Genomic DNA, 24,981 nt, shown 5'->3' with positions numbered 1-24,981 from the left:
GATGGGTACCCGAGAGCTGTCGACCGTCCTCGTCGCCAACCGCGGCGAGATCGCGTGCCGCGTGATCGGCACGCTGCGCCGCCTGGGGATCCGCTCCGTGGCCGTGTACTCCGACGCCGACGCGGACGCCCGGCACGTGCGAGAGGCCGACGTCGCGGTCCGCCTCGGCCCCGCGCCGGCCGCGGAGAGCTACCTCGACGTCGAGGCGGTCGTGGCGGCGGCCGTCGCGACAGGCGCCGACGCCATCCATCCCGGCTACGGCTTCCTGTCCGAGAACCCGGCGCTCGCCCGGGCCTGCGAGCGGGCCGGCATCGTCTTCGTCGGGCCGTCGGTCGAGGCGCTGGAGACCATGGCGGACAAGGCCGCGGCCAAGCGCCTCGTCGCCTCCCACGACGTGCCCGTGCTGCCCGGCACGCTCGAGGACGGGCTCGGCGACGCGGCCCTGCTCGCGGCGTCGGAGGACGTCGGCTTCCCGCTGCTGGTCAAGCCCGTCGCGGGCGGCGGCGGCAAGGGCATGGAGGTGGTGCGCTCGGCGGACGACCTGCCCGGCGCGCTGGCCTCGGCCCGGCGCGTGGCCGCGGCGTCGTTCGGCGACGACGGGCTGCTGCTCGAGCGGCTCGTCGAGCGGCCGCGGCACATCGAGGTGCAGGTGCTGGCCGACACGCACGGCGCCGTCGTGCACCTGGGCGAGCGCGAGTGCACGCTCCAGCGCCGCCACCAGAAGGTGGTGGAGGAGGCGCCGTCGGCCGCCGTCGACGCCGCGACCCGGGCCCGGCTGGGCGAGGCCGCCCGCGCGGTCGCGCGGTCGGTCGGGTACGTCGGTGCGGGGACCGTCGAGTTCCTCGTGCCGGGTGACGACCCCGGCGCCTTCTGGTTCATCGAGATGAACACCCGGCTTCAGGTGGAGCACCCCGTGACCGAGCTGGTCACCGGGCTCGACCTCGTGGAGCAACAGCTGCGCGTCGCCGCCGGGGAGCCCCTCGGCCTCCGGCAGGACGACGTCCGCCTGGACGGCCACGCCGTCGAGGCCCGCCTGTACGCGGAGCAGCCCGCGCGCGGGTTCCTGCCCGCGGCGGGTCGGGTGCTCGTGTACGACGACGCCGGCGTCCCTGGCGGTCCGGGCGCCACGCCCCTGCGGCTGGACAGCGGTCTGCTGCCCGGCGCCGAGGTGACCGGCGACTACGACCCGATGCTCGCCAAGGCCGTCGCCTGGGCCCCCACCCGGCCCGAGGCGATCGCGCGGCTCGACGGCCTGCTGGCCGACGTCGTCGTGCTGGGCGTCGAGACCAACGCCGCCTTCCTGCGCGACCTGCTCGCCGACGACGACGTGCGGGCAGGCCGCCTCGACACGGGGCTCATCGACCGCTTCGTCGCGCGGCTGGCAGAGCCGGGCGGGGTACCGCCATGTGGCTCTGACAGCTCGGCGGGGCCGGTGGCGGCGGCGCTGCTCGCGCTCGCCACCGACGACGCCGCGCCCGCGGGTCCGTGGGCCGCGGACGGCTGGCGGCTCAACGCCGCGCCCGCGCCGCGCCGCGCGGTGCTCGTCGACGCGGCGGGGGCGGAGCACGCCGTCACCGTCACGGGGACGGCGGACGGCGCCGTCGTCGCCGTCGACGTCGACGACGGCGAGCCCTTCCGCGCCTCCCTGCGCCCCCTGGACGACCCGGCCCGCGAACGCCACCTGCTGACCGTCGACGGCACCACCCGGATCGTTGTGAGCGCGATTTCGGGGACTATGCGCAACCGAATAGTCCCCGAAATCGCGCTCACAACGGGCCCCCGGGCGGTGTGGGTGCACGTGGACGGGCGGACGGCGTCGTTCACGGTGCTCGACCGCGCCGCGCTGGCCGCACGGCGCCGGGCCGAGCGCGCGCTCGGGGACGACGGCGCGGCGGGCGGCGCGACCCGCGCACCGGTGCGCGTCGCCATGCCCGGCACGGTGTCCGCCGTCCCCGTCGCGGACGGTGACGTCGTCGCCGCCGGCCAGCCCGTCGTCGTCGTCGAGGCGATGAAGATGGAGCACCCGCTGCTCGCGCCCGTCGGCGGCGTCGTGCGCCTCGACGTGCGGCCCGGCGACCAGGTGCGCCTCGACCAGGTGGTCGCCGTCGTCGACCCGACCGCCGACCAGCCTGTCGACCCACCCGCCGACACCCCCGATGACCCCGCTCCCGCGCCGGCAGACCCCGCCGTCGCGGCAGCCCACTCCCACACCCGAGGAGCGTCATGATCAGCGAGACCCAGTCCACCGTGCTCACCGACGAGCAGCGGAAGCTCAGCCAGGTGGTGCGCGAGTTCGCGGACCAGGTGGTGGCGCCGGCTGCCTACCGGTACGACACCGAGCGGCGTCTGCCGGTCGAGATCATCCGGCAGATGGGCGAGCTGGGGTTGTTCGGCCTGCCGTTCCCGGTGGACGTCGGCGGGCAGGGCAAGGACTACGTGTCGCTGTGCCTCGCCGTCGAGGCGCTCGCGCGGGTGGACCAGTCGATCGCGGTGACGCTCGAGGCGGGCGTCGGGCTGGGCATCATGCCGATCTTCCGGCACGGCACGGACGAGCAGAAGCAGCGCTGGCTGCCCGACCTGGTGAACGGTCGCGCGCTCGCGGCCTTCGGCCTCACGGAGGCGGGGGCCGGGTCGGATGCCGGCGCCACGCGCACGACCGCGCGCCGGGACGAGAGCACCGGCGAGTGGGTGATCGACGGCTCCAAGCAGTTCATCACCAACTCCGGCACGCCGATCACCAGCGTCATCACGGTCACCGCCGTCACGGGGACGCGCACCGCCGCCGACGGCGCGACGCATCCCGAGCTGTCGTCGTTCCTCGTGCCCGCGGGCACCGCGGGCCTCACGGTGGGGCCGAGCTACGACAAGGTCGGCTGGCACACGTCGGACACGCACCCGCTCACCCTCGACGGCGTCCGCGTCCCGGCCGGGAACCTGCTCGGCGAGCAGGGCCGCGGGTACGCGAACTTCCTGCGCGCGCTCGACGAGGGCCGCATCGCCTTCGCCGCCCTCGCGACGGGCGCCGCCCAGGGCTGCCTCGAGGAGGCGCTGCGGTACGCGAAGGAGCGGGAGGTGTTCGGGCACGCGATCGGCGGCAACCAGCACATCGCGTTCACGCTGGCGCGGATGCAGGCACGCGTGCACTCGGCGCGGCTGTGCTGGCTGGACGCCGCGCTCAAGCAGGTGCACGGCAAGCCGTTCAAGGCGGAGGCGTCGGTGGCGAAGCTCGTGGGCGGCGAGGCCGCGATGGCGAACGCCCGCGACGCCGCGCAGATCTTCGGCGGCTACGGCTTCCTCAACGAGAACCCGGTGGCCCGGCACTACCGCGACTCGAAGGTGCTGGAGGTGGGCGAGGGCACCACCGAGGTGCAGCTCATGATCATCGCCCGCGACCTGGGGCTGGCGTCGTGAGCACGAGCGAGGGAGGGCGTCATGCGTGACGAGGTGCAGCGCGGGCTGTACTACGACGAGCTGGAGACCGACGTGCGGTACGTGCACCGGCCGGGTCGCACGATGACGGAGGCGGACGACGTGCTGTTCACGTCCGTCACGATGAACCCACAGGGCCTGCACCTGGACGCGGCGTGGGCGGCGACGCAGCCCTTCGGCCGCCCCCTGGTGAACTCGATGCTCACGCTGGCCACGCTGGTGGGACTGTCGGTGGCGCACCTGACGCGCGGCACGCTCGTGGCGAACCTCGGCTTCACGGAGGTGGCGTTCCCGCACCCGATGTTCCACGGCGACACCCTGTACGGGGAGACGACGGTCGTCGACCGGCGGCTGTCCCGCTCGCGCCCCGGCACGGGCATCGTGACGGTGGAGCACGTGGGCCGCAACCAGGACGGCGAGGTCGTGGCGAAGGCCGGGCGAACCATGCTCATGTGGACGCGCGAGGGCCACGAGGAGCACGAGCACAGGAACGCCAGCGAGCACGGCGGGGGCGTGCTGTGAACCCCGCCCCGTTCACCCTCGGCCCGGCGCTGCTGTTCTGCCCCGCCGACCGGCCCGACCGGTTCGCCAAGGCGCTGGACCGCGCGGACGCGGCGATCCTCGACCTGGAGGACGCCGTCGCGCCGGGGCGCAAGGCCGCGGCCCGCGCGGCGCTGGTGGACACGGTGCTGGACCCGGAACGGGTGATCGTGCGCGTCAACGCAGTCGGCACTCCCGAGCACGACGCCGACCTCGCCGCGCTGGCCCGCACGCCGTACCGCACGGTGATGCTGCCGAAGGCGGACGGCCGGTTCGTCGGCCCGTTGCTCGCGCCGGACGGCGGCCCCTACGCCGTCGTCGCGCTGTGCGAGACGGCCGCGGGCGTGCTCGCCGCGCCGGCGCTGGCCGCGCGGCCCGACGTCGTCGCGCTCGCGTGGGGCGCCGAGGACCTGGTGGCCTCCTTGCACGGCACGTCCAGCCGGTTCGCCGACGGCGGCTACCGCGACGTCGCGCGGCACGCCCGGTCCGCGGTGCTGCTCGCGGCCGGCGCGGCGGGCAAGGCCGCGATCGACGCCGTCCACCTCGAGCTCGACGACCTGGCCGGGCTGCGGGCCGAGGCGCAGGATGCCGCGGCCAGCGGGTTCGCCGCGACGATGTGCGTGCACCCCAGCCACGTCGCCGTCGTGCGCGCCGCGTTCGCGCCGTCCGAGGCCGAGGTGGAGCGGGCGCGCGAGGTGCTCGCCGCGGCGTCCGGCCGGGCGGAGGCGCTCGCGGACCTCGCGAGCGGGCGCGCCGGTGAGCATGTCGGTGAGCACGGACGGGGCGCGGCCGTCGACTCCGGCGTGCTCACCGTGGGTGGCCAGATGGTCGACGCGCCGCTGCTGCGGCACGCCGAGGCGGTGCTGCGCCGGGCGCAACAGGATGACGACGAGCCTGCCGAAGGTGCCGCCGTCGGACGTACGGTCGAGGAGAACGGGGGACGACGATGACGGTGTCGAGGACGGTGGACCGGCTGCAGCCCAGCGCCGTGGCCGCCCTGGAGGGCCTGCTGCACGACGGCATGACGATCGCCGTCGGGGGGTTCGGCCTGAGCGGCAACCCGAACGACCTCATCGAGGCCGTGCGCGACTCCGGGGTGAAGGACCTGACGGTCGTGTCCAACAACATGGGCGTGGACGGCAAGGGGCTCGGCATCCTGCTGGAGAACGGCCAGGTGCGGCGCGTGCTGTCGTCGTACGTGGGGGAGAACAAGCTGTTCGCGCAGCAGTACCTGGACGGCGCGCTCGAGGTCGAGTTCGTGCCGCAGGGCACGCTCGCCGAGCGGCTGCGCGCGGGCGGCGCGGGCATCCCCGCCTTCTACACGCCCACCGGCGTGGGCACGCCGGTGGCGGAGGGCAAGCCCGTCGACGAGATCGACGGCCGGCGGTACGTGCTGGAGCGCGCCATCGTGGCGGACCTGTCCCTGGTGCACGCGCACCGCGCGGACCGGTTCGGCAACCTCGTCTACCGGTACACCGCGCGCAACTTCAACCCGGTGATCGCGACGGCCGGGCGCGTGACGGTCGTCGAGGCGGAGGAGATCACCGACGAGCCGATCGACCCGGACGTCGTCGTGACGCCGGGCATCTACACGCACCGCCTCGTGCTGGCGCGCGAGCGGGTCAAGGACATCGAGCAGCGCACGGTGCGCCCTGCCGTCGATCACGGCACGGCGAGCGTGACGGACACGACGGCTGGGCCGATCGAGCAGGGAGGTGCGGCATGACCTGGACTCGCGACGAGATGGCCGCGGTCGCTGCGGCGGAGCTGCGCGACGGCGACTACGTCAACCTCGGCATCGGCATCCCGACGCTGGTGGCGAACCACCTGCCGCCGGGCGTCGGCATCACGCTGCAGAGCGAGAACGGGCTGCTCGGCATCGGTCCGTTCCCCGTCGAGGGCACGGAGGACGCCGACCTCATCAACGCGGGCAAGCAGACCGTCACCGCGGTGCCGGGCGCGAGCTTCTTCGACGCCGCCGACTCGTTCGCGATGATCCGCGGCGGGCACATCGACATCGCGATCCTGGGCGCGCTGCAGGTGTCCGCCACCGGCGACCTGGCGAGCTGGACCGTGCCCGGCAAGCTCGTCAAGGGCATGGGCGGCGCGATGGACCTCGTGGTCGGGGCACGGCGCATCGTCGCGCTCATGGACCACGTGGCCCGCGACGGGTCGCCCAAGCTGCGCCGGCGCTGCACCCTGCCGCTCACGGGGGAGGGCGTCGTCGACCGCATCGTCACCGACCGTGCGGTGCTGGACGTCACCGACCACGGCCTGGAGGCCGCGTTCGTGCTGCGCCGGCTCGCGCCGGGCGTCACGGTCGACGAGGTGCGCGAGGCGACGGAGGCGGACCTGGTCGTGGACCTCGAGTCCGCGCCGGTGGACCAGGCGGAGGACGACGCCGGGAGGGGCGACGGCTCCCCGGCCGTGGCGGAGGAGGGACGACGATGACGGTGATCGTGGGGTACCGGCGGACGCCGTTCGTGCGTTCGAACGGGGCGTTCGCGTCCGTGCCGGCGACGACGCTCGGCGCGCATGCCCTGGCGGCCGCGCTCGAGGCGTCGGGCGTGGAGCCGGGGGAGGTGGAGGTCGTCGTCGGCGGTCAGGTGCTGCAGGGCGGCGCGGGGCAGAACCCGGCCCGGCAGGCCGGCGTCGGCGCGGGGGTGCCGATGACGGTGCCGGCCGTGACGCTCAACGCCGTCTGCCTGTCCGGGGCCGAGGCGGTGGTGCAGGCGCACCGGCTGATCTCGGGCGGGGAGGCGAGGATCGTCGCGGTGGTCGGGATGGAGTCGATGACCCTGGCCCCGCACGCCTGGGTGGGGTCGCGGGCGGGTCAGAAGTTCGGCCCGGTCGAGCTGATCGACACGATGGCGCACGACGGGCTGACCGACGCGTTCGAGCACGACTCGATGGGGCTGAGCACCGAGCGGCACGGCGAGGCGATGGCCGCCGCGGCCTGGAACACGCGCGAGGCGCAGGATGCCCTGGCCGTCGCGTCGCACACGCGGGCGGCCAAGGCGGCGGACCTGCTCGCCGAGGAGATCGCGCCCTACGACGTCCCGGGCCGCCGTGGCACGGTGCGCGTGGAGGGCGACGACGGCGTGCGCCCGGACTCCACGCTCGACGGGCTGGCCCGCCTGCGGCCGGCGTTCCGCGAGGACGGCACGATCACGGCCGGCAACGCGTCGCAGATCTCCGACGGCGCGGCGGCCCTGGTGCTCGTGGCGGACGACGTCGCGGCGGCGCGCGGGTTGTCCGGTGTCCGCGTGCGCTCCCACGCGCTCGTCGCCGGGCCGGACGTCGGGCTGCACGCCCAGCCCGCCAACGCGATCGCGGCCGCCTGCGAGCGTGCCGGCGTCGCGCCGCGCGACCTCGGCGCCGTCGAGATCAACGAGGCGTTCGCCGCCGTCGTGCTCGCGTCGGTGGACATGCTGGGGCTGGACCCGGAGCTGGTGAACGCGCACGGCGGCGCCATCGCGCTGGGCCACCCGATCGGGGCGTCCGGCGCGCGGGTCGTGGGGCACCTCGCCCGGCGGCTGGAGCTGCTCGGGCCCGGGTCGCTGGGGGTCGCCGCGCTGTGCGGGGGAGGCGGCCAGGGGTCGGCGGTGCTGCTGGAGGCGTGACGCCGTGAGGTCGGTCGGTTGTCTCGAGATCGGTCCGGATGTGGACCGATCTCGAGACGGTTGACCGACCTCACGCTGGCGGCGGGCAGGATGGTGCGCGTGACGACGACGCGCATCCTGATCCTCGCCGGCCGCGGCCGCCACGAGGACCCCTGGCACGACCACGCGGCCACCTCCCACGCGCTGGCGCTGGTGCTCTCGGGCCTGGACCTGGCGACGGGCGCCCCCGACGTCGTCGTGCGCTCGACCTTTCCGGACAGCCTCGACGACCTGGACGACGTCGACCTGCTCGTCGTCAACGCGGGCACCCCGTGGCCGGGCCTGCGGGAGGCGGGCATCGGCCCCGACGACGCGGCCTGGGCGCCGTTCCACGCCCGCCTCGACGCCTGGGCGCGCGCGGGCGGGCGGATCCTCGCCGTGCACCAGGCAGCCAACGCGTTCGGCGACCACGCGGAGTGGGAGGAGGTGCTGGGCGGGCGCTGGGTTCCGGGGGAGTCGTACCACCCGCCCTTCGGCCCCGCGACGGTGGCGCTCGCGGCCGGGACGCACCCGATCACCGAGGGGCTCGGCGCCGTCGAGGTCGACGACGAGCGCTACTGCCGGCTGCGCGTGGCGCCGTCGTCCCAGGTGCTGGGCTGGGTGACCGACGACGACGGCGAGCGGCAGCCCGCCGTCTGGGTCGCGGACGCGCACGGCGGCCGCACCGTGTACAGCGGGCTGGGGCACGACATCCGCGCCTACGACTCCCCGTCGCACGCCGAGCTGCTGCGCCGTGCGGCCACCTGGCTGCTGGCGGGCTGACCGGTGCGGGTGCTCGCGGTCGGCGCGCTGTTCGTGGTGGTCGTCGTCGCGGCGACGTACGCGGTCGAGACGTTCGCTCCCGGCATCTCTCTGCCCGCCCGATGCGCCGTCATGGTTCCGGTCTACGTCGGGGGAGGGTGGTGCGTCCGCGCGGCGGCGGTGCGCCGTCGGCTGGAGCGGGCGCACGACCCGCAGGCCTGAGGCCCGGCGTCAGCCCTGGTTCGGCAGCGGGTGCCCCTCGGAGGCCTGCACGACGACGATCCCCTGGCCGGTGAGGCCGAGCTGGTACGCCTCGCCCGAGCCGCGGCCGATGGCGGCGCCGAGCTTGGCCGTCTTGCGCACGGTGCTGGTGAGGGTCGTGGACCAGAGCACCACGCTCTGCATGTCGACGTAGGTGGGCTCGTCGACCTCGAGCACGACGGGCGTGCCGTACGCGGTGACGGCGAGCGCGCCGGTACCCGTGAACGTGGTGTTGAAGAGCCCGCCACTGAGCACCGACGCGCCCTGCACGCGGTTGATGTCCCAGGTCAGCGTGCTCTCGAACGCGAGGATGTTGCTGCCGGAGACGGTCACGCTCTCGTTCTCCAGGTACAGCACGAACACCTCGTCCGCGTCCTGGGCGAGGAAGACGTCGCCGCTCCCGGAGACCTTCATCAGCGACATGCCCTCGCCGGTGAACGCCTTCTTGAAGAGCTTGGTCATGCCGCCTGCGCCCTCGTACGCGAAGTCGACGTCGCCCTGGTACGCGACCATGGACCCCTGCTTGGCGTAGAAGAACCCGCCGGAGCCGGCCAGGTCGACCTTGAGCATCCGCGGGTTGACGAGCTGGAAGCTGCCGGGCTCGCCCTGCGGCTCGGTGTGGTGGAAGAGGCTGCTGCGCATGGACGCCATCCTGTCGTCGCACGGGGGCGCGCACATCCGCCAGGAGGATGACGGCGGTCGGCCGGGAGGATCGTTCAGGAGGCGCCGGGGAAGCCCGCCTGCCGCCACGCCTCGTAGACGACGACCGAGGCGGCGTTGGTGAGGTTGAGCGAGCGGCGGCCGGGCAGCATGGGGATCTTCACGCGGTCGGTGACGCGCGGGTGGTCCATCGCCTCCTCGGGCAGGCCGGTCGGCTCGGGGCCGAAGAGCAGGACGTCGCCGGGGCGGTACGCGACGTCGGTGTAGGTGGTGTCGGCGTGCGCGGTGAAGGCGAAGACGCGCGCGTCGGGCAGGGCGCCGAGCGCGGCGTCGTACGTGGGGTGCACGTCCACGACGGCGAGGTCGTGGTAGTCCAGCCCGGCCCGCTTGAGCTTCGCCTCGGACAGGTCGAACCCCAGCGGTTCCACGAGGTGCAGGCGCGCCCCGGTGACGGCGGCGAGGCGGATCGCGGAGCCCGTGTTCCCCGGGATGCGCGGCTCGTAGTACACGACGTGGGCGAACGGGGACGACGGCGAGGCGGTGGGGAGCTGGTCGGGCACGAGCCCGATTCTCCCACCGTCGCCCGGGGGCCGGGCGACGCGCCGCCGTCCCGATGACGCCGCGGGCCTCACGCCGCGCACCCACACGTCCGTGTTGTTCATGCCGCAGGCGTGGACGTCGATCAGCACCTCGCCCGCCGCGGGCGCGGGCGTGGGCACGTCCTCGGTGCTGTGCCGCAGCCCCACGGGCACCGGTACGTCGGCACGGCTCGCCCTCATGGCGCAGTGCGGGGAGATCCGCGAGGGCGAGTCGCTGGAGACGGTCTCGCCGCGCGGCAGCCGGTTCGTCGGCACCGTGCTGGAGCGCACCCGCGTGGGCGACTACCCGGCGCTGCGCTCCGCGATCACGGGGGCGGCGCGCGTGATGGCGCGGTCGCAGCTCACGGTCGACCTCGACGACCCGCTGGTGGACGCCTCCGACCTGGAGCCCCTGCTCACGCCGCCCGCGTGAGCGGGTCAGGCGCCGTCCTCGGCCGCCGCGGCCACCTCGGAGCCGGGCGCGCCGCCGTACGTGCCGACCACGGTGCCGTCGACGGCGAAGTCCACCGAGCCGTCGTAGTAGTCGTCCGAGACGGAGACGTGGACCTGCGGGTCGCTGGGCTTCTCGTCGGCCCAGACCTTGCGGGACACCCACAGCATCGGGTCGTCGGCGTCGTCGATGCCGGTGAGGCGCTCCGTCTCGTCGAACAGCGGCGGCAGGTCCTCCCAGCGGATCTCCGAGGCGTCGAACAGCTGCCGGGGGACGTCCTCGGGCTCCGGCTGGATGAGCGACGCACCCTCGTGGGTCGCCTCGCCGTCGCGGTACTGCCACTCGTCGGTCGTGGTCGCGCCGGGCGAGGTGGGGGCCGTGACCTGCACCCACTGGTCGAAGACGTAGACCTCCGTGACCTCGTCGCCCGACAGCGCCAGGACGGCGTCGATCGCGGGTCGCAGGTTCCCCGGCGTGAACATCGACGTCTCCGCGGCCGCCGCGGCGTCGTGCTCGGCGCGGACGGTGTCGATCGAGCGGGTCTCCGCCAGGCGGCCCACCTCGTCCCACGCGGGGTAGAGCGCGCCCGCGAAGCCGAGCACCGCGAGCACCGGGAAGACGACGAACGGGATGCGGCGGAGGCCGCCCGTGGGACGGCCCCGACGTGGTGCGGTCCAGACGTCCGCGGTGGGCAGGTCGCGGACCCGCTGGTCGGTCTCGGCACGCCGCGCCCAGTCGGCGTCAGGAGCGTCGTCGAGCACGACCTCGGGGCGCTCGGGGTCGAGCTGCGTCACGACGACCACCGCCCCCGGCTGCATCGATGCCAGCCGGGCCAGGTTGACGACCTGCCGGATCGTGGTGCGGTACGGCCCGTGCCCCTGGCGCGGGACGACCAACAGCTCGATCTCGCACACCGGCTGGTCGTTGACGGCCGACCCGGTGGCCCTGATGTCCGTCACCCGGGCGAGCGTGGTGCGGCCCGCCGCCCTCGCGGCCGCGACCTTCTTCGGGTCGGCCAGGCCCATGCCGCCCACGACGCTGCCGATGATCGTCAGCGGCAGCCCGATGCTGGCCACGACGATCGCGACGACGAGCAGCGTGCCGTAGAGGGGGTCGCCGGTGAGCGCGTCGCCGAGGACCGACGCCGCGAGCACACCGAGGGACAGGGCGAACAGGCAGCGGATCACGACCGTATTCTGCCGTGTCGCCCCGGGCACCGACGCACCCGGCCTCCCGCCGGGCCTACGATGGGCGGCATGACGACACGCGCCTTCTGGTGGTGGCTGCCTCCGCAGCCCTGACCCGACGCGCCCACGTCCCCGTCCCGAGCTGCCCGTCGCAGCCGGGACGCCTCCGTGTCCGGACCGGTCCGGCGGGCGGCGATCCCCCTGAGGAGCCGACCCGATGACCGCACCGACCGTCCTGACGACCCCCACCCCCGCGACGACGAGCGCCGCCGTCGCGCAGGCCCGCTCCGCCGAGATCGAGGCCGAGCTGGAGCGCGACCCGGGCCGCTTCCGCGTCCTCACCGGCGACCGGCCGACGGGCGCCCTGCACCTGGGTCACCTGCTCGCCACGCTCGACAGCCGGGTGCGCCTGCAGGACGCGGGCGTCGAGGTCGTGCTCGTGGTCGCCGACTACCAGGTCATCACCGACCGGGACGACGCGGGCGACCTGCCCGCCGTCGTGCGGGAGGTGGTGCTCGACTACCTCGCCGCGGGCATCGACCCGGCGCGGTCCACGGTGTTCACGCACTCGGCCGTGCCGGCGCTGAACCAGCTGCTGCTGCCGTTCCTGTCGCTGGTGAGCGTGGCCGAGCTGGAGCGCAACCCCACGGTCAAGGCGGAGGCCGCGGACGCCGAGAAGCGGCAGGGGCGGGGCATGTCCGGGCTGCTCTTCACCTACCCGGTGCACCAGGCGGCGGACATCCTGTTCTGCCACGGCAACCTCGTGCCCGTGGGGCTGGACCAGCTGCCGCACCTGGAGACGACGCGGACGGTGGCGCGCCGCTTCAACCAGCGGTACGCGGCCGCGAACCCCTACTTCCCGGAGCCGGAGGCGCTGCTCACGCCGTCGCTCACGGTGCTCGGGAACGACGGCGCCAAGATGAGCAAGTCGCGCGGCAACGCGCTGGAGCTGCGGGCCACCGAGGACGAGACGGCGCGGTTCTTCCGCCGCGCCCGGACCGACTCCGAGCGGCGCATCGCCTACGACCCGGACGCCCGGCCGGAGGTCGCGAACCTGCTGCGCATCGGCGCGCACTTCGCGGGCACGACGCCGCACGAGCTGGCCGCGTCGGTCGGAGACGCCGGGGCGGGGCGGCTCAAGGCGGTCGTGACGGAGGCCGTCGTCGAGGGACTGCGGCCGCTGCGCGAGCGCCGGGCCGCGCTGGCGGCCGACGGCGCCGCCGTCGTGCGCGACGTCCTCGCCCGGGGCAACGCCCGGGCGAACGAGGTGGCCGACCGCACGCTCGCCGACGTCCGCGACCTCATGGGCACGGTCTACGCCTGACGGCGGACGGGGCTCGGCGCGGCACTCGGGGCTCGTATCGGCAGTTCGAACTGCCGACCCGGACCGAGACTGCCGCGCCGAGCGAAGGGGTTCGGGCCCGCCGGTGCCTCTCCGGCGGGCCCGGGTCTGTGGGTCAGGCGGTCGCGCCGAGCCGCTCGCGCAGCAGGGAGAGCTGCGCCCAGAGCTGCTCGGGCACACGGTCGCCGAACGTCTCGAAGAACTCGCCGGTCAGCGCGGTCTCGGCGAGCCACGCCTCCGCGGGGACGTCGAAGAGGGCGGCGACGTCGTCGTCGGACAGGTCGAGGCCGTCCGTGCGCAACGCGCCCTGGGCGGGCAGCAGGCCGACGGGGGAGTGCACGGCGCCGGCGTCGGTGCGCAGGCCGCGCGACCGGTCGAGCTGCGTGACGATCCACTCGACGACGCGCGAGTTCTCGCCGAACCCGGGCCACAGGAAGCCGCCGTCCTCGCCCTTGCGGAACCAGTTCACCTGGAACACCTTGGGCCGCTTGTCGGCGTCGAGGCCCTTGCCCACCGTGAGCCAGTGCGCCCAGTGGTCGGCCATGTTGTAGCCGCAGAACGGCATCATCGCGAACGGGTCACGACGCAGCTCGCCCACCGTGCCCTCGGCCGCGGCCGTGCGCTCGGAGCTGATCGTGGCGCCCATGAAGACGCCGTGGTCCCAGCTCGTGGCCTGGGTCACGAGGGGCACGTTGGTGGCGCGGCGGCCGCCGAAGACGATCGCGTCGACGGGCACGCCGGCCGGGTCCTCCCAGGTGTCCGCGATGGACGGGCACTGCGCCGCCGACACCGTGAACCGGGAGTTCGGGTGCGCGGCCGGGGTGTCCGACTCGGGCGTCCAGTCGTCGCCCCGCCAGTCGATCAGGTGCGCGGGCGGCTCGGGCGTGAGGCCCTCCCACCACACGTCGCCGTCGTCGGTCAGCGCCACGTTCGTGAAGATCGCGTCGTGCGTGAACGTCTCGACGGCGGTGGGGTTGGTCTCGACGCCGGTGCCCGGAGCGACGCCGAAGAAGCCCGCCTCCGGGTTGATGGCGCGCAGGCGGCCGTCCGGGCCGGGGCGCATCCACACGATGTCGTCGCCGAGCGTCTCGACCGTCCAGCCCGGGATGGTCGGGCGCAGCATGGCGAGGTTCGTCTTGCCGCAGGCGCTGGGGAACGCGGCGGCCAGGTGGTACCGACGCCCCTCCGGGGACGTCACGCGGATGAGGAGCATGTGCTCGGCCAGCCAGCCCTCGTCGCGCGCCATCGCCGACGCGATCCGCAGCGCGAAGCACTTCTTGCCGAGCAGCGCGTTGCCGCCGTAGCCGGAGCCGTATGACCAGATCTCGCGCGTCTCCGGGTAGTGGACGATGTACTTCGTGTCGTTGCACGGCCACGGCACGTCCTGCTCGCCGTCGGCCAGCGGGGCGCCGACGGAGTGCACGGCCGGCACCCACTGCTGACCGCCGTCGATGAGCTCCATGACGCGCGGCGAGACCCGCGTCATGACGTGCATGGACACGACGACGTACGGCGAGTCGGTGATCTCGATGCCCACCTGCGAGATCGGGCCGCCGACGGGGCCCATGGAGAACGGCACCACGTACATGGTCCGGCCGCGCATCGAGCCGGCGAAGACGCCGTCCGGCCCCGCCAGCACCTGGCGCATCTCGGCGGGCGCGCGCCAGTTGTTCGTCGGGCCGGCGTCCTCCTCGCGCTGGGAGCAGATGAAGGTGCGCGACTCGACGCGGGCGACGTCGGACGGGTTCGACCGGGCGAGGTAGGAGTTCGGCCGCTTCGTCTCGTCCAGCTTGATCAGCGTGCCGGCGTCGACCATCTGGTCGAGCAGGCGCTGCTTCTCCGCGGCCGACCCGTCGCACCACACGATCTCGTCGGGCTGCGTGAGCTCGGCGACCTGGCGCACCCATGCGCGGGCGTCCCGGGGCGTGGTCCCGGACGACGCGGCGGTGCGCGACGGCGCGGCGCCCGCCTGGTCGCGCGGCGCCGTCGTGCTGGGGGCCAGGGTGTCCGGCGCGAGCTCGGCGATCGCGAGTCGCGTGCGGCGCGGGTTCGCGGTGAAGGTCATCGGGTGCTCCGTCCGTCGAGGCCCCGGCGTGCGCTGCCGGGTGGGCTGCCTCCAGCCTCCCGCCCGGCAGAATGGACTTTCCACCGGTTCGGCTGTGAAGATTCGTCGATCTTCACGTACCGTCAAACCATGGCTGCCAAGGACGTCGCCGGGGCGGATTCCCCGGACCTCATCACCCTCGGTCGGCGCATCCGGCACGCGCGCACGTCGCGCGGGCTCACGCTCGAGGCGCTGGGGGAGCAGGTGGGCTCCGCGCCGAGCCTGCTGTCCCTCGTCGAGAACGGACGGCGCGAGCCACGGCTGTCGCTGCTGCGCGCGATCGCCGACGCCGTGGGCGTGGCCGTGCCGGACCTGCTCGCCGACGAGCCGCCGTCGCGCCGGGCGGAGCTGGAGATCGCCCTCGAGCGGGCGCAGCGCGGGCCGCTCTTCGGGGCCCTCGGGCTGCCGTCGGTCAAGCCCAGCCAGAAGCTCCCGATGCCCGTGCTGGAGCAGCTCGTCGGCCTGCACACCGAGCTGTCGCGGCGCGAGGAGGAGGCCATCGCCACGCCGGAGGAGGCGCGTCGTGCGAACACGGAGCTGCGCCACGAGCGCCAGGAGCGGGACAACTACCTGCCGCAGATCGAGGCGCTCGGCGAGGAGCTGACCCACCGCGCCGGGTACGCGGGGGCCGGCGCCCTCACGCACCGCACGGTGGCGCGCATGGCCGAGCAGCTGGGGCTGACCATCCTGCACGTGGACGACCTGCCACGGTCGGCGCGGTCGGTCACGGACCTCAAGAACGGCCGGATCTACCTGCCGCCGGCGTCCATCCCCGGCGGGCACGGGCTGCGCTCGCTCGCGCTGCAGGCCATCGCGCACCGGGTGCTGGGGCACGAGCGGCCCCGCAGCTACGCGGAGTTCCTGCGCCAGCGCGTCGAGATCACGTACTTCGCGGCGAGCTGCCTCATCCCGCAGTCGGTGGCGGTGGAGTTCCTGCAGCGGCGCAAGCGCGAGAAGGACCTGGCGGTCGAGGACTTCCGCGACGCGTTCGGCGTCACGCACGAGGCCGCCGCCATGCGCCTGACCAACCTCGCCACCGTGCACCTCGGCATCCCGCTGCACTTCCTGCGCGTGGGCGACGACGGCGCCCTGTTCCGCGGCTACGCCAACGACGGCCTGCCCCTGCCGCAGGACGTGACCGGCGCCATCGAAGGGCAGCTCGTGTGCCGGTGGTGGGCGGGCCGCGAGGCGTTCACGCGCCGCGACCGCGCCACCGAGTCGTACCAGTACACCGACACCCCGGCGGGCACGTTCTGGGACTCGGTGCAGACCGGCACCGGCGCGGACGGGCGGCAGTTCTCCATCACGGTGGGCGTGCCGTACGCGCACGCCAAGTGGTTCCGCGGCCGCGACACCCAGGTGCGGCACGCCTCGACCTGTCCCGACCCCGCGTGCTGCCAGCGTCCGCCCGCCGAGCTCGCCGAACGGTGGGACGGCGTCGCCTGGCCGAGCGCCCGCATGCACCAGCAGGTGCTCGCGGCGCTGCCGCGCGGCGCGTTCCCCGGCGTCGACGACACCGACGTCTTCGCCTTCCTCCAGCGACACGCCCCGGCCGACGACGCGTAGCGCTCAGTCCAGCCGGACCTCGCGGATGCGGCGGTCCTCGACGGCCGTGACGCGCAGGACGTGCCGGTCGTCCCTGCCGTCGTGATGGCCGTCGTGATGGTCGTCGACGACGACGCTGTCGCCCTCGTCGGCGAGGCGCCCGAGGCGGGCGAGGACGTAGCCGGCGACGGTCTCGTAGGGGCCGTCGGGCAGCTCGACGCCGGTGAGCCGGGCGAAGTCCTCGATGGTGAGGCCGGCGTCGTACGTGCCCGCCACGTGCACTGCGGCGAGCGGGTCGTGCTCGTCGCGGATGTCGCCGACGAGCTCCTCGACGAGATCCTCCATCGTGACGATGCCGTCCGTGCCGCCGTACTCGTCGACGACGAGCGCGAGGTGCGTGCGGGTGCGCTGCATCTCGGCGAGGGTCGGCAGGAGCCGACCGGTCGCGGGCAGGTCGAGCACGGGCCGCGCGACGTCGCGCACCGTGCGCCCGCGGCCCGACGGCGCCCCTGCGCCGCGGGCGAGGTCGCGCACGTGCACGAACCCGAGCACGTCGTCGACGTCCTCGCCGGTGACGGGGTACCGCGAGTAGGGCAGGTCGCGCGTGCGGTGCTCGGCCTCGGCGAGCGACAGGTCCGCCCGGAGGAAGACGACGTCGCCGCGTGGCCGCATCACCTCGCCGAGGCTGCGCTCGGAGGCCGCGAACACGTCCGAGAGGATGCGCCGCTCGTCCTCGTGCAGGCCGGGGTGGGCGGCGACGAGGTCGCGCAGCTCCTGCTCGCTGATCTCCTCCGACCGCAGGTTCGGGTCGCCGCCGAGCAGGCGCACGACGGCGTCCGTCGAACGGGACAGGAGCCAGATGACGGGCCGCATCGCCGCGGCGAAGCGGTCCAGCGGCGGGCCGACGACGAGCGCGACCTGCGCGGTGCGCTGCAGCGCGATCCGCTTGGGCACGAGCTCGCCGAGCACGAGCGACAGGTAGGCGATGACGAGGGTGAGGCCGACGAGCGCGACCGTCGCGGCGACGCCCTCCGGCAGGCCGAGGGACTCGAGCGCGGGGGCGACATCGGGCGCCAGGGTGGACGCGCCGTACGCGGCGGAGAAGAAGCCCGCCACCGTGACGCCGATCTGCACGGCGGCCAGGAAGCGGTTCGGGTCCCGAGCGATCCCGGCCACCCGGCGGCCCCGCGGGCCGCTGCGCTCGAGCTGGTCGATCTGCGTGGCCCGCAGCGAGACCAGGGCGAACTCCGTCCCGGCGAACACGCCGCCCAGGAGCACGAAGAGCAGGACGAGCGCGATGTTCCACCAGGTGTCCGCGTCCACCGGGGTCCTCTCGGTCGGTCGCCGGCCGAGGCGCCGACGGTCGCCCCGGTGTCGTCACCCGGTGAACGCGTCGCGTCGCGGCCCGGTTCCGTCCCGGACCGTCCCGTCACCGGGAGGCGCCGCGAGGGACCGGGTCAGCGGAAGCGCTGCGCCGCCAGGGGAGCCGCCTCGGCGAGGCCACGGACGGCGGGGTGTGCGTCGTCGTCGGAGCCGGTGGCCAGGACGTCGGTCAGCGGTCCGGAGGCGACGAACGTGCCGTCCGCCAGCACGTGCACGGTCGGGCACAGGCGGCCGACCAGCTCGACGTCGTGCGAGACCAGCAGCACGGCGGTGCCCTCGGCGCGGGTGGCGTCGGTGAGGCGACGCACGATCTCGCCGCGCATCGCCGGGTCGACGGCGGTGAGCGGCTCGTCGAGCAGCAGCGCCTGCGGGCGGGTGGCCAGGGCGAGCGCGAGCGCCAGGCGCTGCTTCTCCCCGCCCGAGAGGGAGTAGATCGCGCGCTTCGTGAAGTGCGGCTCGAGGGCGACGTCGTCCAGCAGGTCGGTCACGGTGCGGCCGCTCGCCCGGCCGGCCTTGCGGGCGTCGGTCAGGGCGCCGGAGACGGCGCGCTCCACGGTCCAGCGCGGGTCGACGTCGAGCCCGTTCTGCGCGACCGTGCGCACCGCCGCGCGGAACTTCTTCTTGTCCCGCCGGCCGAGCTTGGCGACCGTGCGCCCCTCGAACGTCACGTGCCCCTCGCGGATGCGCAGCTGTCCCAGCAAGGCCTGCACCAGCGTCGACTTGCCGGCGCCGGACTCGCCGACCACGCCCACCGGTTCAGCGCCGGGCAGCAGCTCCAGGTCGATCCCCTCCAGGATCGCGGGGCCGCCGTACCCGACCACGAGGCCGGACGCGCGCAGGATCGGGGCGGGGGAGGTCGAGCTCATGCTGGTGTCACCTTCGTGTGTGCGTGCGCCGGACGACGGGGCCGGCCCGCTAGTCGGACGAACGACGGTACCCCGCGGTTCCCGCCGCCCTCGGCGACCCAGGGCGGCGGGAGCGCTCACGAGCGGTGACGGCGTGGTCGCGACGGCGTCGTCACACGGTGGCGAGCGCCGCCTCGACGGGCTCCTCGGGCCCGTCGGACGGCACGGCCGGGTCCCGGCCGAGGACGGCGCACAGGGCGGTCGCGAGCCACTCCCGCGCCTCGGCGGCAGTCTCCGGCACGCTCGCCCGGCGGGCGGCGACGTGCAGGTCCGGGCGGACCAGGAGCACCCCGGAGTCCTCGATCTCCCGCAGGTCCGCCCACGTCCCGTAGGGGTCCTCGACGGCACGGCCGGGTCCGATCGCGACGGTCGTGAGGTCGAGACCGAGCTCCGCGCCGAGCTCCCGCGCCGCGTCGACCCACGCCTCGCCGCCGATCCCGGTGACGACGGCGAACCGCCCCCGCCCGACGAGGTCGAGGGTCGACGTCCTGGCGCCGTCGACGGTCACCCAGGTGTGCGGGATCCGCGCCCCGGGCCACGTGGTGGGCTGGGCGTACAGCTCGGGGTCGAGCGCGTACTCCGGCTCCGGCGTGCCGTCCGGAAGGACCGCGCCCGAGGCGTACCGGTGGTTGTGCTCCACGCCGTGCGCGTCGAACTCGTACTGCTTGGCCGCGATCGCCTCGCGCAGGGCGGTGCGCACCCGCTCGCCGTCCGGGCCGGGTGCCTTGCGGAGCTCCAGCTGGGCCTCGAGCCGTGCGGGGTCGCTGGTGTCCTCGAGCTCCAGCGCGGCCAGGATGCGGCCCGTGTCGGCGATGCTCTGGTTCGCGCGCTCCACGATCTGCCGCGCGACCGGGGCCCGCTCGGCGTCGTAGGAGTCGAGCAGTGCCGGGTCCGCCGTGCCGGCGACGACGTGGGCGAGCTTCCAGGCGAGGTTGTAGGAGTCCTGGATCGACGTGTTCGACCCCAGCCCGTTCGTCGGAGGGTGCCGGTGGACGGCGTCGCCCACGCAGAAGACGCGCCCCTTCGCCAGCGTCGTGGCGTAGTGGTGGTTCACGGTCCACGGGGACGCCGACTTCACGCGCATCTCGAAGTCGTCCGTGCCCACGAGGTTCACGGCGAGCTCGCGCACGAACTCGTCGGTGAGCTCGGGCGGCCCGGCGGCGACCTCGTAGCCCCACATGACCATCCACTCGGTCCAGGGCTTGATCATGCGCAGCACGCCCAGGCCCACGCCCTCGCGCTCCGCACCCGGCTGCAGCATCCAGTAGAGGACGGCGGGCCGGTGGGCCACGAAGCGGGAGAGGTCCGCCTCGAACACGATGCTCAGGGAGCCGCCCACGGCGCCGGGGCCCTCGTACGGCAGGTCCAGGTGCTCCGCCACGGTGCTCCGCGCGCCGTCGGCGCCGACGAGGTAGCGCGAGCGCACCCGGTACGTCGTCCCGGTGAGCCGGTCGCGGACGGTGGTGGTGACGCCGTCGGCGTCCTGCACGTGGCCGAGGTACTCGGTGTCGAAGCGCACGGTCGCGCCGCGCTCCTGCGCCGCCTGCACGAGGATCGGCTCGGTGATCGTCTGCGGGGCGTCGACCATCGGGCACGGGCTCTGCAGCTCGTACCGGGCGCGGCGCGCGGTGTCGGTGCCCCACGACGGGATGCGCCCGAGCTCTTCGCCCGCCAGGCTCGTGCAGAACGTCGTGTTGCCCATCGAGTCCCAGGGCGTCGCCTCGCGCAGCAGCGCGTCCTCGAGGCCCATGTCGCGCAGCGCCTCCATCGTGCGCTGGTTGGTGATGTGCGCGCGGGGGCTGTCGGCGAGGCGGCCGTACTTGGTCACCACCATGACGCGCGTGCCGTACGTCGCGAGGAAGAGGGCGGCCGAGGCGCCCGCCGGGCCGGTCCCGACGACGAGGACGTCGGTCTCGAGCACGGGGGAGTCGGGTGCGGGGGAGTCGTGGGTCATCGGCGATCAGCTCCTGAGGGTCGGGTCGACGCACCGCACGGTAGCGAAAACGTTCCCCCACCTGCAGCGACGTCCTGGCGGGGCGAGGGCGGACGAGGACGGCGATACTGCACGGATGGTGGACCGGGAGTCGGTGCGGAGCTGGGTCGCCGCGTACGAAGCCGCGTGGCGGGCGAGCGACGCCGACGCCGTCGCGCGCCTCTTCACGCTGGACGCGCGGTACGCGCGCTCGCCCTACGATCCCGAGGAGCTCGTGGGGCACGACGCGATCCGCGGGTTCTGGACCGTGGACGAGGACGCCGCGTTCACGATGACGGCCGAGCCGCTCGCCGTCGAGGGCGACGTCGCCGTCGTCCGGCTCGAGGTGCGCTACACCGCGCCACGGGAGCAGGAGTACCGCGACCTGTGGGTGCTGCGCTTCGCCGACGACGGCCGCGTCGCCGACTTCGAGGAGTGGGCGTACTGGCCCGGTAAGGCCTGGACGGCGTCGCCCTGAGCACCGCGACGCCGCCCGGCCGCGGGGCTACCGCCGCGCGCCGCCGCGGGCGTCCAGGCGGGCGAGAAGCGTGGCGAAGACGTCGCCCATGCGCAGGCCGTCGTGCTCGAACTCGTTGGTCACCCAGGCGCGCGCGTTGCCGACGTGGGCCGCGGTCTCCAGGGAGAGCCCGGCGTCCACGAACATGTCGTCGTGGTAGACGGCGGCCTCGAGCGGCACTCCGTTGCGGGCGAGGACGTCGAGGTCGTACAGGTCGTCCCAGCCGGTCCGGGCGGCCAGCGCCTCGGCGGCCGTTCGGAACGGGCGCAGCTCGGCGAGCTGCTCGAACATCCAGGGGTAGATCATCTCGCCGGTGAACAGCAGGGGGCGGGCGCCGACGCCGAACGACGGGTCGTCGTCGCGCACGCGCTGCGCGGCCCACGCCGTGGCGCCCGTGCCGGCCTGCCCGTAGATCGACTCGTGCAGGACGGCGTACATCGGGTTGGTGGCGAAGCCCGTGGCGGCCTCCACCTCGGCGAGGAACGTGTCGGACAGCTCGTCGGACCCCGGGTCGAACGCCTCGTCCACGATCCAGTGCACGCGCTCGAAGCCGGGGCCCATGCCGAACGCCATGCCGAGCGTCTGGAACCGCTCGACGGTGAGCAGGTCGCCGCCGGGCAGGCGCACGTCGCCGGCGGCGATCCGGTCGGCGACCCGCGCCACGCGCTCGACGTCGTCGGGGTACCGCTCCCGGTAGAGCGCGTTCTTGGCGGCCACCCGAGGCTGGGTGCGCCGGTAGACGTCCTCGGCGCTCGCGGTCAGCCCGGCCAGGCCGCCGGTGACGTACGACGCCGCCACGCCCTCGGGGGCCCGCGACAGGTACGTGAGGGTGAGGAACCCGCCGTACGACTGGCCGAGCGTGGACCAGCGGCGCCCGCCGTAGACCGTCGTCCGCACGTGCTCCGCGTCCGCGACGATCGAGTCGGCACGGAAGTGCGTCAGGTGCTCGGCCTGGGCGTCGGCGGAGCCCAGCGCGGTGAGCGCGCCCGCCCGGACCGGCGTCGAGCGCCCGGTGCCGCGCTGGTCGAGCAGCACCACGCGGAACCGCTTGAGCGCCTCGCCCACCCAGCCGTCCGGACCGGTGGGGCGCGGCCCCTTGCCGCCCGGCCCGCCCTGGAGGAAGACGAGCAGCGGCAGGTCGTCGGTGCGCCTCGTGGGGTCCACGACCTCGCGGACGAAGAGGGAGATCGTGCGCCCGTCGTCGGGGTGCGCCCAGTCCAGCGGCACCGTGAGGGTGCGGTCGGTGACGTGGACGCCGGGGATCGTGTACTCGCGCGTCGAGGTGACGGTGCCGTTGCTCACCGGCCCAGCGTAGGCCGGGTTGCATTAATGGAGTACGTGCTCCAACAATTGTTCTCGTGCCGACCGCGACCCCGACCCCGACCGAGGTGCGCCAGCCCCGCGGGGTGCCGCTGCTCGTGCTGCTCGCGACCGCCGCCCTCGGCGTCGGGCTGGGCTTCGCGCTCCCGCCGCTCGCCCGCTGGCTGCAGGGGGTCCTGGAGCGCAGCCCGCTGCCGAGCCTCGGCCCCGTCGAGCTCCTCGCGGGCCTGCCGCTCGCGTGGTCGGTGCCGATCGTCGGCGGGCTGGGCGTCGTGGGCGGCGTCCTCCTGGCGCTCAGCACGATCGGGGAGTCGCTGCGGCTGACCGTCACCGACGACCACCTGGAGCACCGCACCGACGCCCGCGAGGGCTGGGTGGAGCGGGCCGACGTGGCCGACGTCTTCCGCGACGGGCGGTACGTCGTCCTCCTCGGCCCGGCCGGCGCCCCGCGGGAACGCCTCGACGCGGACACGCTGCGCCGCGACGAGCTCCGGGCCGCCTTCGAGGCGCACGGGTGGCCGTGGCGCGACGGCGACCCGTACGAGCGCGCCTACGAGCGGTGGCTGGACGGCAGGCCCGGGTTCACGGCCGCCGAGCAGGCCCTCCTGCGCCGTCGGCTCGCCGAGCGCAAGGACCCCGCGGTGGTCGCGGAGGTCGACGAGGCGCTCGCCGGCCACGGCCTGGTCGTGCGCGTCCGCGAGGACCGGTTGCAGGTGCGGCGGCTGGGCGTCGTGCCCGCGGAGGACGTTCGTGGCGCGCAAGGTTGACCCGGAGCGTCACGAGGCGCGCCGCCTGCAGATCATCATGGCCGGCCTCACCGTGCTGGCCGAGCGCGGCTACGAGGGCGCGACGACGGCGGCGATCTGCCGCGAGGCGGGGATCGGTTCGGGCACGTTCTTCCACTACTTCGCGACCAAGACGGAGCTGGTGCTGGCGATCCTCGAGCTCGGCACCGCCGAGACGGTCGAGAAGGCGGCGGCCCTCGAGGGCCGCACCGACCCGCTCGCCGTCCTGCTCGAGCTCCTGGGTTCCTGGGCCGACGACGCCGCCGACCCGCGCATCCCCGGGTTCGTGCGCGCCGTCGCCGGCGTCATGCACCTGCCCGCCGTCGCCGACGCGCTGGCCGCGGACGACCGCGCCCAGCGCGACCTGCTCCTGCCGTGGGTCGAGCGCGGCCAGGCCGCGGGCGAGGTCCGCACCGACCTCCCGCCCGCCCGCATCGCCTCCTGGCTCGCCCTCCTCTCGGGCGGCTTCCTCGAGCGCGTCGCCACCGACCCCGACTTCACCGTCGACGCCGAGCGGAGCCTGCTCCTCGACACGGCCCGTACGTTCCTGAGGGCCGGCGCACCCGCCGCGGGTGCGACCACCGGGGGTCGCCGCTAGGCAGGAGGAGTGCCCGCCCCCCGTCGTCGTCCCGCCCTCCGTCCGGTCCGCTGACCGTGGGCGCCCTGCTCGCGCTCGCGTCGGCGCTCCTGTACGGGGTGTCGGACGTCGTGGGCGGCGTCGTGTCGCGGCGGATGTCGTTCGTCCGGGTCGCGCTCTGGGGCCAGGTCGGCGGCCTCGTCGCCACGGTCCTCGCGGCGCCCCTCGGGGGCGGGGCCGGGCCGACGTCGGCCGACCTGCTCTGGGGCGGCCTCTCCGGGGTCGGCACCGGGGTCGCGATGGTCGCGCTGTTCCGGGGGATGAGCCGGGGCGCCATGTCGCTGGTGGTGCCCGTGAGCGCGGTGGGCGGCCTCGCCCTGCCGGTCGTCGTGGCGGCGCTGGTCGTCGGGGAGCGGCCCGCGGTGTGGACGTGGGCCGGGGTGCTGCTGGCGCTGCCCGCGCTCTGGCTGGTCGCGCGGGGCGGGCCGGGGGCTCCGGCGGGGGACGCCCGCGCGGTGCGCGACGGCCTCACCGCGAGCGTCGGCATCGGCGTGCAGTACCTCGCGCTCGCCCAGGCCGGAGGAGGTTCGGGCGTCTGGCCCGTGACCGCGGGACGGGTGACGGCGGTGGCGTGCGTCGCAGCGCTCGCGCTCGTGGCGTCCCGACGCCTGCCTGCCGAACCGCGCCCCGCGCCCACTCCCGCGCAGCGCCTCGCCGCGGCATCGAGCGGCGTCCTGGCCGCCGCGGCTCTGGTCAGCTACCTGCTCGCCACCCGCACCGAGCTCGTCGCGGTGGCCGTCACCCTGTCGGCGCTCTACCCGGTGGTCCCGGTCCTGGTGGGCCTCACCCTCCTGCACGAACGGCTCGCGCGCCGCCAGGCCCTCGGCCTCGCCCTGACCCTCGCGGCCTCGGTCCTCGTCGTCGTCCCCTGACACGGCCGCCCCTGGCACGGCCTGGCGCGGACGGAGCACAGCACCAGCCACCAGCACCCATATCGTGCAGAGGACGAACGCAGAGCGGCG

The 24,981-nt window shown here is 74.8% G+C and carries 24 protein-coding genes; 16 read left to right on the top strand and 8 right to left on the bottom strand.

The window, feature by feature from the left end:
* Window position 1 precedes the first annotated feature (1 nt).
* From ACQP60_RS19625 to ACQP60_RS19585, 9 genes are all read left to right on the top strand, one after another.
* Window positions 2-2,227 carry an acetyl/propionyl/methylcrotonyl-CoA carboxylase subunit alpha gene (locus ACQP60_RS19625; RefSeq protein ID WP_429736065.1) on the top strand — a complete coding sequence of 742 codons (2,226 nt, stop codon included), beginning with the start codon at window positions 2-4 and terminating at the stop codon, window positions 2,225-2,227.
* A complete protein-coding gene (locus ACQP60_RS19620) occupies window positions 2,224-3,411 on the top strand; it encodes an acyl-CoA dehydrogenase family protein (RefSeq protein WP_429736063.1) in 1,188 nt (395 codons plus the stop codon). Before ACQP60_RS19625 ends, ACQP60_RS19620 begins: the two co-directional genes overlap by 4 nt.
* A 21-nt stretch (window positions 3,412-3,432) precedes the next feature.
* Complete coding sequence (locus ACQP60_RS19615) at window positions 3,433-3,951, top strand: MaoC family dehydratase (protein ID WP_429736061.1); 519 nt, start codon at window positions 3,433-3,435, stop codon at window positions 3,949-3,951.
* Window positions 3,948-4,919, top strand: coding sequence for an HpcH/HpaI aldolase/citrate lyase family protein (locus tag ACQP60_RS19610; RefSeq protein WP_429736059.1), 972 nt, complete (start codon window positions 3,948-3,950; stop codon window positions 4,917-4,919). The genes ACQP60_RS19615 and ACQP60_RS19610 overlap by 4 nt, the downstream gene beginning before the upstream one ends.
* On the top strand, window positions 4,916-5,695 hold the full coding sequence (locus tag ACQP60_RS19605) for a CoA transferase subunit A (protein WP_429736057.1): 780 nt from the start codon (window positions 4,916-4,918) through the stop codon (window positions 5,693-5,695). Before ACQP60_RS19610 ends, ACQP60_RS19605 begins: the two co-directional genes overlap by 4 nt.
* Window positions 5,692-6,420, top strand: a complete 729-nt coding sequence (locus ACQP60_RS19600) for a CoA transferase subunit B (RefSeq protein WP_429736055.1) — start codon at window positions 5,692-5,694, stop codon at window positions 6,418-6,420. The genes ACQP60_RS19605 and ACQP60_RS19600 overlap by 4 nt, the downstream gene beginning before the upstream one ends.
* Complete coding sequence (locus ACQP60_RS19595; protein ID WP_429736053.1) at window positions 6,417-7,592, top strand: acetyl-CoA C-acyltransferase; 1,176 nt, start codon at window positions 6,417-6,419, stop codon at window positions 7,590-7,592. Before ACQP60_RS19600 ends, ACQP60_RS19595 begins: the two co-directional genes overlap by 4 nt.
* 99 nt (window positions 7,593-7,691) lie before the next feature.
* Window positions 7,692-8,393, top strand: coding sequence for a ThuA domain-containing protein (locus ACQP60_RS19590; protein WP_429736051.1), 702 nt, complete (start codon window positions 7,692-7,694; stop codon window positions 8,391-8,393).
* A gap of 3 nt (window positions 8,394-8,396) precedes the next feature.
* Window positions 8,397-8,594: a hypothetical protein gene (locus ACQP60_RS19585; protein WP_429736049.1), complete on the top strand. Its 198-nt coding sequence runs from the start codon at window positions 8,397-8,399 to the stop codon at window positions 8,592-8,594.
* Between the two features lie 9 nt (window positions 8,595-8,603).
* On the opposite strand, the gene ACQP60_RS19580 is transcribed toward ACQP60_RS19585, so the two are convergent.
* Together ACQP60_RS19580 and ACQP60_RS19575 are read right to left on the bottom strand one after the other, a co-directional pair.
* A complete protein-coding gene (locus tag ACQP60_RS19580) occupies window positions 8,604-9,275 on the bottom strand; it encodes an AIM24 family protein (RefSeq protein ID WP_429736047.1) in 672 nt (223 codons plus the stop codon).
* 74 nt (window positions 9,276-9,349) lie between these two features.
* On the bottom strand, window positions 9,350-9,802 hold the full coding sequence (locus ACQP60_RS19575; RefSeq protein ID WP_429736197.1) for a tRNA (cytidine(34)-2'-O)-methyltransferase: 453 nt from the start codon (window positions 9,800-9,802) through the stop codon (window positions 9,350-9,352).
* A gap of 151 nt (window positions 9,803-9,953) precedes the next feature.
* Here ACQP60_RS19575 and ACQP60_RS19570 point away from each other — a divergent pair, with 151 nt between their 5' ends.
* A complete protein-coding gene (locus ACQP60_RS19570; protein WP_429736195.1) occupies window positions 9,954-10,304 on the top strand; it encodes a proline racemase family protein in 351 nt (116 codons plus the stop codon).
* A gap of 5 nt (window positions 10,305-10,309) precedes the next feature.
* Here ACQP60_RS19570 and ACQP60_RS19565 read toward each other — a convergent pair whose 3' ends face one another.
* On the bottom strand, window positions 10,310-11,509 hold the full coding sequence (locus ACQP60_RS19565) for a hypothetical protein (protein ID WP_429736045.1): 1,200 nt from the start codon (window positions 11,507-11,509) through the stop codon (window positions 10,310-10,312).
* A gap of 217 nt (window positions 11,510-11,726) precedes the next feature.
* Between ACQP60_RS19565 and trpS the strand changes: the two genes are divergently transcribed.
* A complete protein-coding gene (gene trpS, locus ACQP60_RS19560; RefSeq protein WP_429736043.1) occupies window positions 11,727-12,833 on the top strand; it encodes a tryptophan--tRNA ligase in 1,107 nt (368 codons plus the stop codon).
* A gap of 133 nt (window positions 12,834-12,966) precedes the next feature.
* On the opposite strand, the gene ACQP60_RS19555 is transcribed toward trpS, so the two are convergent.
* Entirely contained in the window at window positions 12,967-14,916 is a 1,950-nt protein-coding gene (locus tag ACQP60_RS19555) for a phosphoenolpyruvate carboxykinase (GTP) (protein WP_429736041.1), read from the bottom strand.
* A gap of 129 nt (window positions 14,917-15,045) precedes the next feature.
* On the opposite strand from ACQP60_RS19555, the gene ACQP60_RS19550 reads away from it, so the two are divergent.
* Window positions 15,046-16,521, top strand: a complete 1,476-nt coding sequence (locus tag ACQP60_RS19550) for a helix-turn-helix domain-containing protein (RefSeq protein WP_429736039.1) — start codon at window positions 15,046-15,048, stop codon at window positions 16,519-16,521.
* Between the two features lie 3 nt (window positions 16,522-16,524).
* On the opposite strand, the gene ACQP60_RS19545 is transcribed toward ACQP60_RS19550, so the two are convergent.
* The 3 genes from ACQP60_RS19545 to ACQP60_RS19535 all read right to left on the bottom strand — a co-directional run bounded on the left by ACQP60_RS19545 (window position 16,525) and on the right by ACQP60_RS19535 (window position 20,742).
* A complete protein-coding gene (locus tag ACQP60_RS19545) occupies window positions 16,525-17,823 on the bottom strand; it encodes a hemolysin family protein (RefSeq protein ID WP_429736037.1) in 1,299 nt (432 codons plus the stop codon).
* Between the two features lie 134 nt (window positions 17,824-17,957).
* Window positions 17,958-18,749: an ABC transporter ATP-binding protein gene (locus tag ACQP60_RS19540; RefSeq protein ID WP_429736035.1), complete on the bottom strand. Its 792-nt coding sequence runs from the start codon at window positions 18,747-18,749 to the stop codon at window positions 17,958-17,960.
* Between the two features lie 151 nt (window positions 18,750-18,900).
* Window positions 18,901-20,742, bottom strand: coding sequence for an FAD-dependent oxidoreductase (locus ACQP60_RS19535; protein ID WP_429736033.1), 1,842 nt, complete (start codon window positions 20,740-20,742; stop codon window positions 18,901-18,903).
* A 115-nt stretch (window positions 20,743-20,857) separates the two neighbouring features.
* Here ACQP60_RS19535 and ACQP60_RS19530 point away from each other — a divergent pair, with 115 nt between their 5' ends.
* The gene (locus tag ACQP60_RS19530; protein ID WP_429736031.1) at window positions 20,858-21,238 is read left to right on the top strand and encodes a YybH family protein; all 381 of its coding nucleotides are present in this window, start codon (window positions 20,858-20,860) and stop codon (window positions 21,236-21,238) included.
* 27 nt (window positions 21,239-21,265) lie between these two features.
* On the opposite strand, the gene ACQP60_RS19525 is transcribed toward ACQP60_RS19530, so the two are convergent.
* Window positions 21,266-22,579 (bottom strand): alpha/beta fold hydrolase, encoded by a 1,314-nt coding sequence (locus tag ACQP60_RS19525; RefSeq protein ID WP_429736029.1) that lies wholly within the window; start codon window positions 22,577-22,579, stop codon window positions 21,266-21,268.
* Between the two features lie 56 nt (window positions 22,580-22,635).
* Here ACQP60_RS19525 and ACQP60_RS19520 point away from each other — a divergent pair, with 56 nt between their 5' ends.
* The 3 genes from ACQP60_RS19520 to ACQP60_RS19510 are packed head-to-tail and all read left to right on the top strand — an operon-like array spanning window position 22,636 to window position 24,891.
* Complete coding sequence (locus ACQP60_RS19520) at window positions 22,636-23,364, top strand: YqeB family protein (protein ID WP_429736027.1); 729 nt, start codon at window positions 22,636-22,638, stop codon at window positions 23,362-23,364.
* The gene (locus ACQP60_RS19515; protein WP_429736025.1) at window positions 23,348-23,980 is read left to right on the top strand and encodes a TetR/AcrR family transcriptional regulator; all 633 of its coding nucleotides are present in this window, start codon (window positions 23,348-23,350) and stop codon (window positions 23,978-23,980) included. Before ACQP60_RS19520 ends, ACQP60_RS19515 begins: the two co-directional genes overlap by 17 nt.
* A 56-nt stretch (window positions 23,981-24,036) precedes the next feature.
* Window positions 24,037-24,891 (top strand): EamA family transporter, encoded by an 855-nt coding sequence (locus ACQP60_RS19510; RefSeq protein ID WP_429736023.1) that lies wholly within the window; start codon window positions 24,037-24,039, stop codon window positions 24,889-24,891.
* Window positions 24,892-24,981 lie beyond the last annotated feature (90 nt).

The organism is Isoptericola variabilis (assembly GCF_050311655.1).
GTDB lineage: Bacteria > Actinomycetota > Actinomycetes > Actinomycetales > Cellulomonadaceae > Isoptericola > Isoptericola variabilis.
Note: the sequence above shows the minus strand (reverse complement) of the source record. Positions and strands in the feature narration are given on the sequence as shown.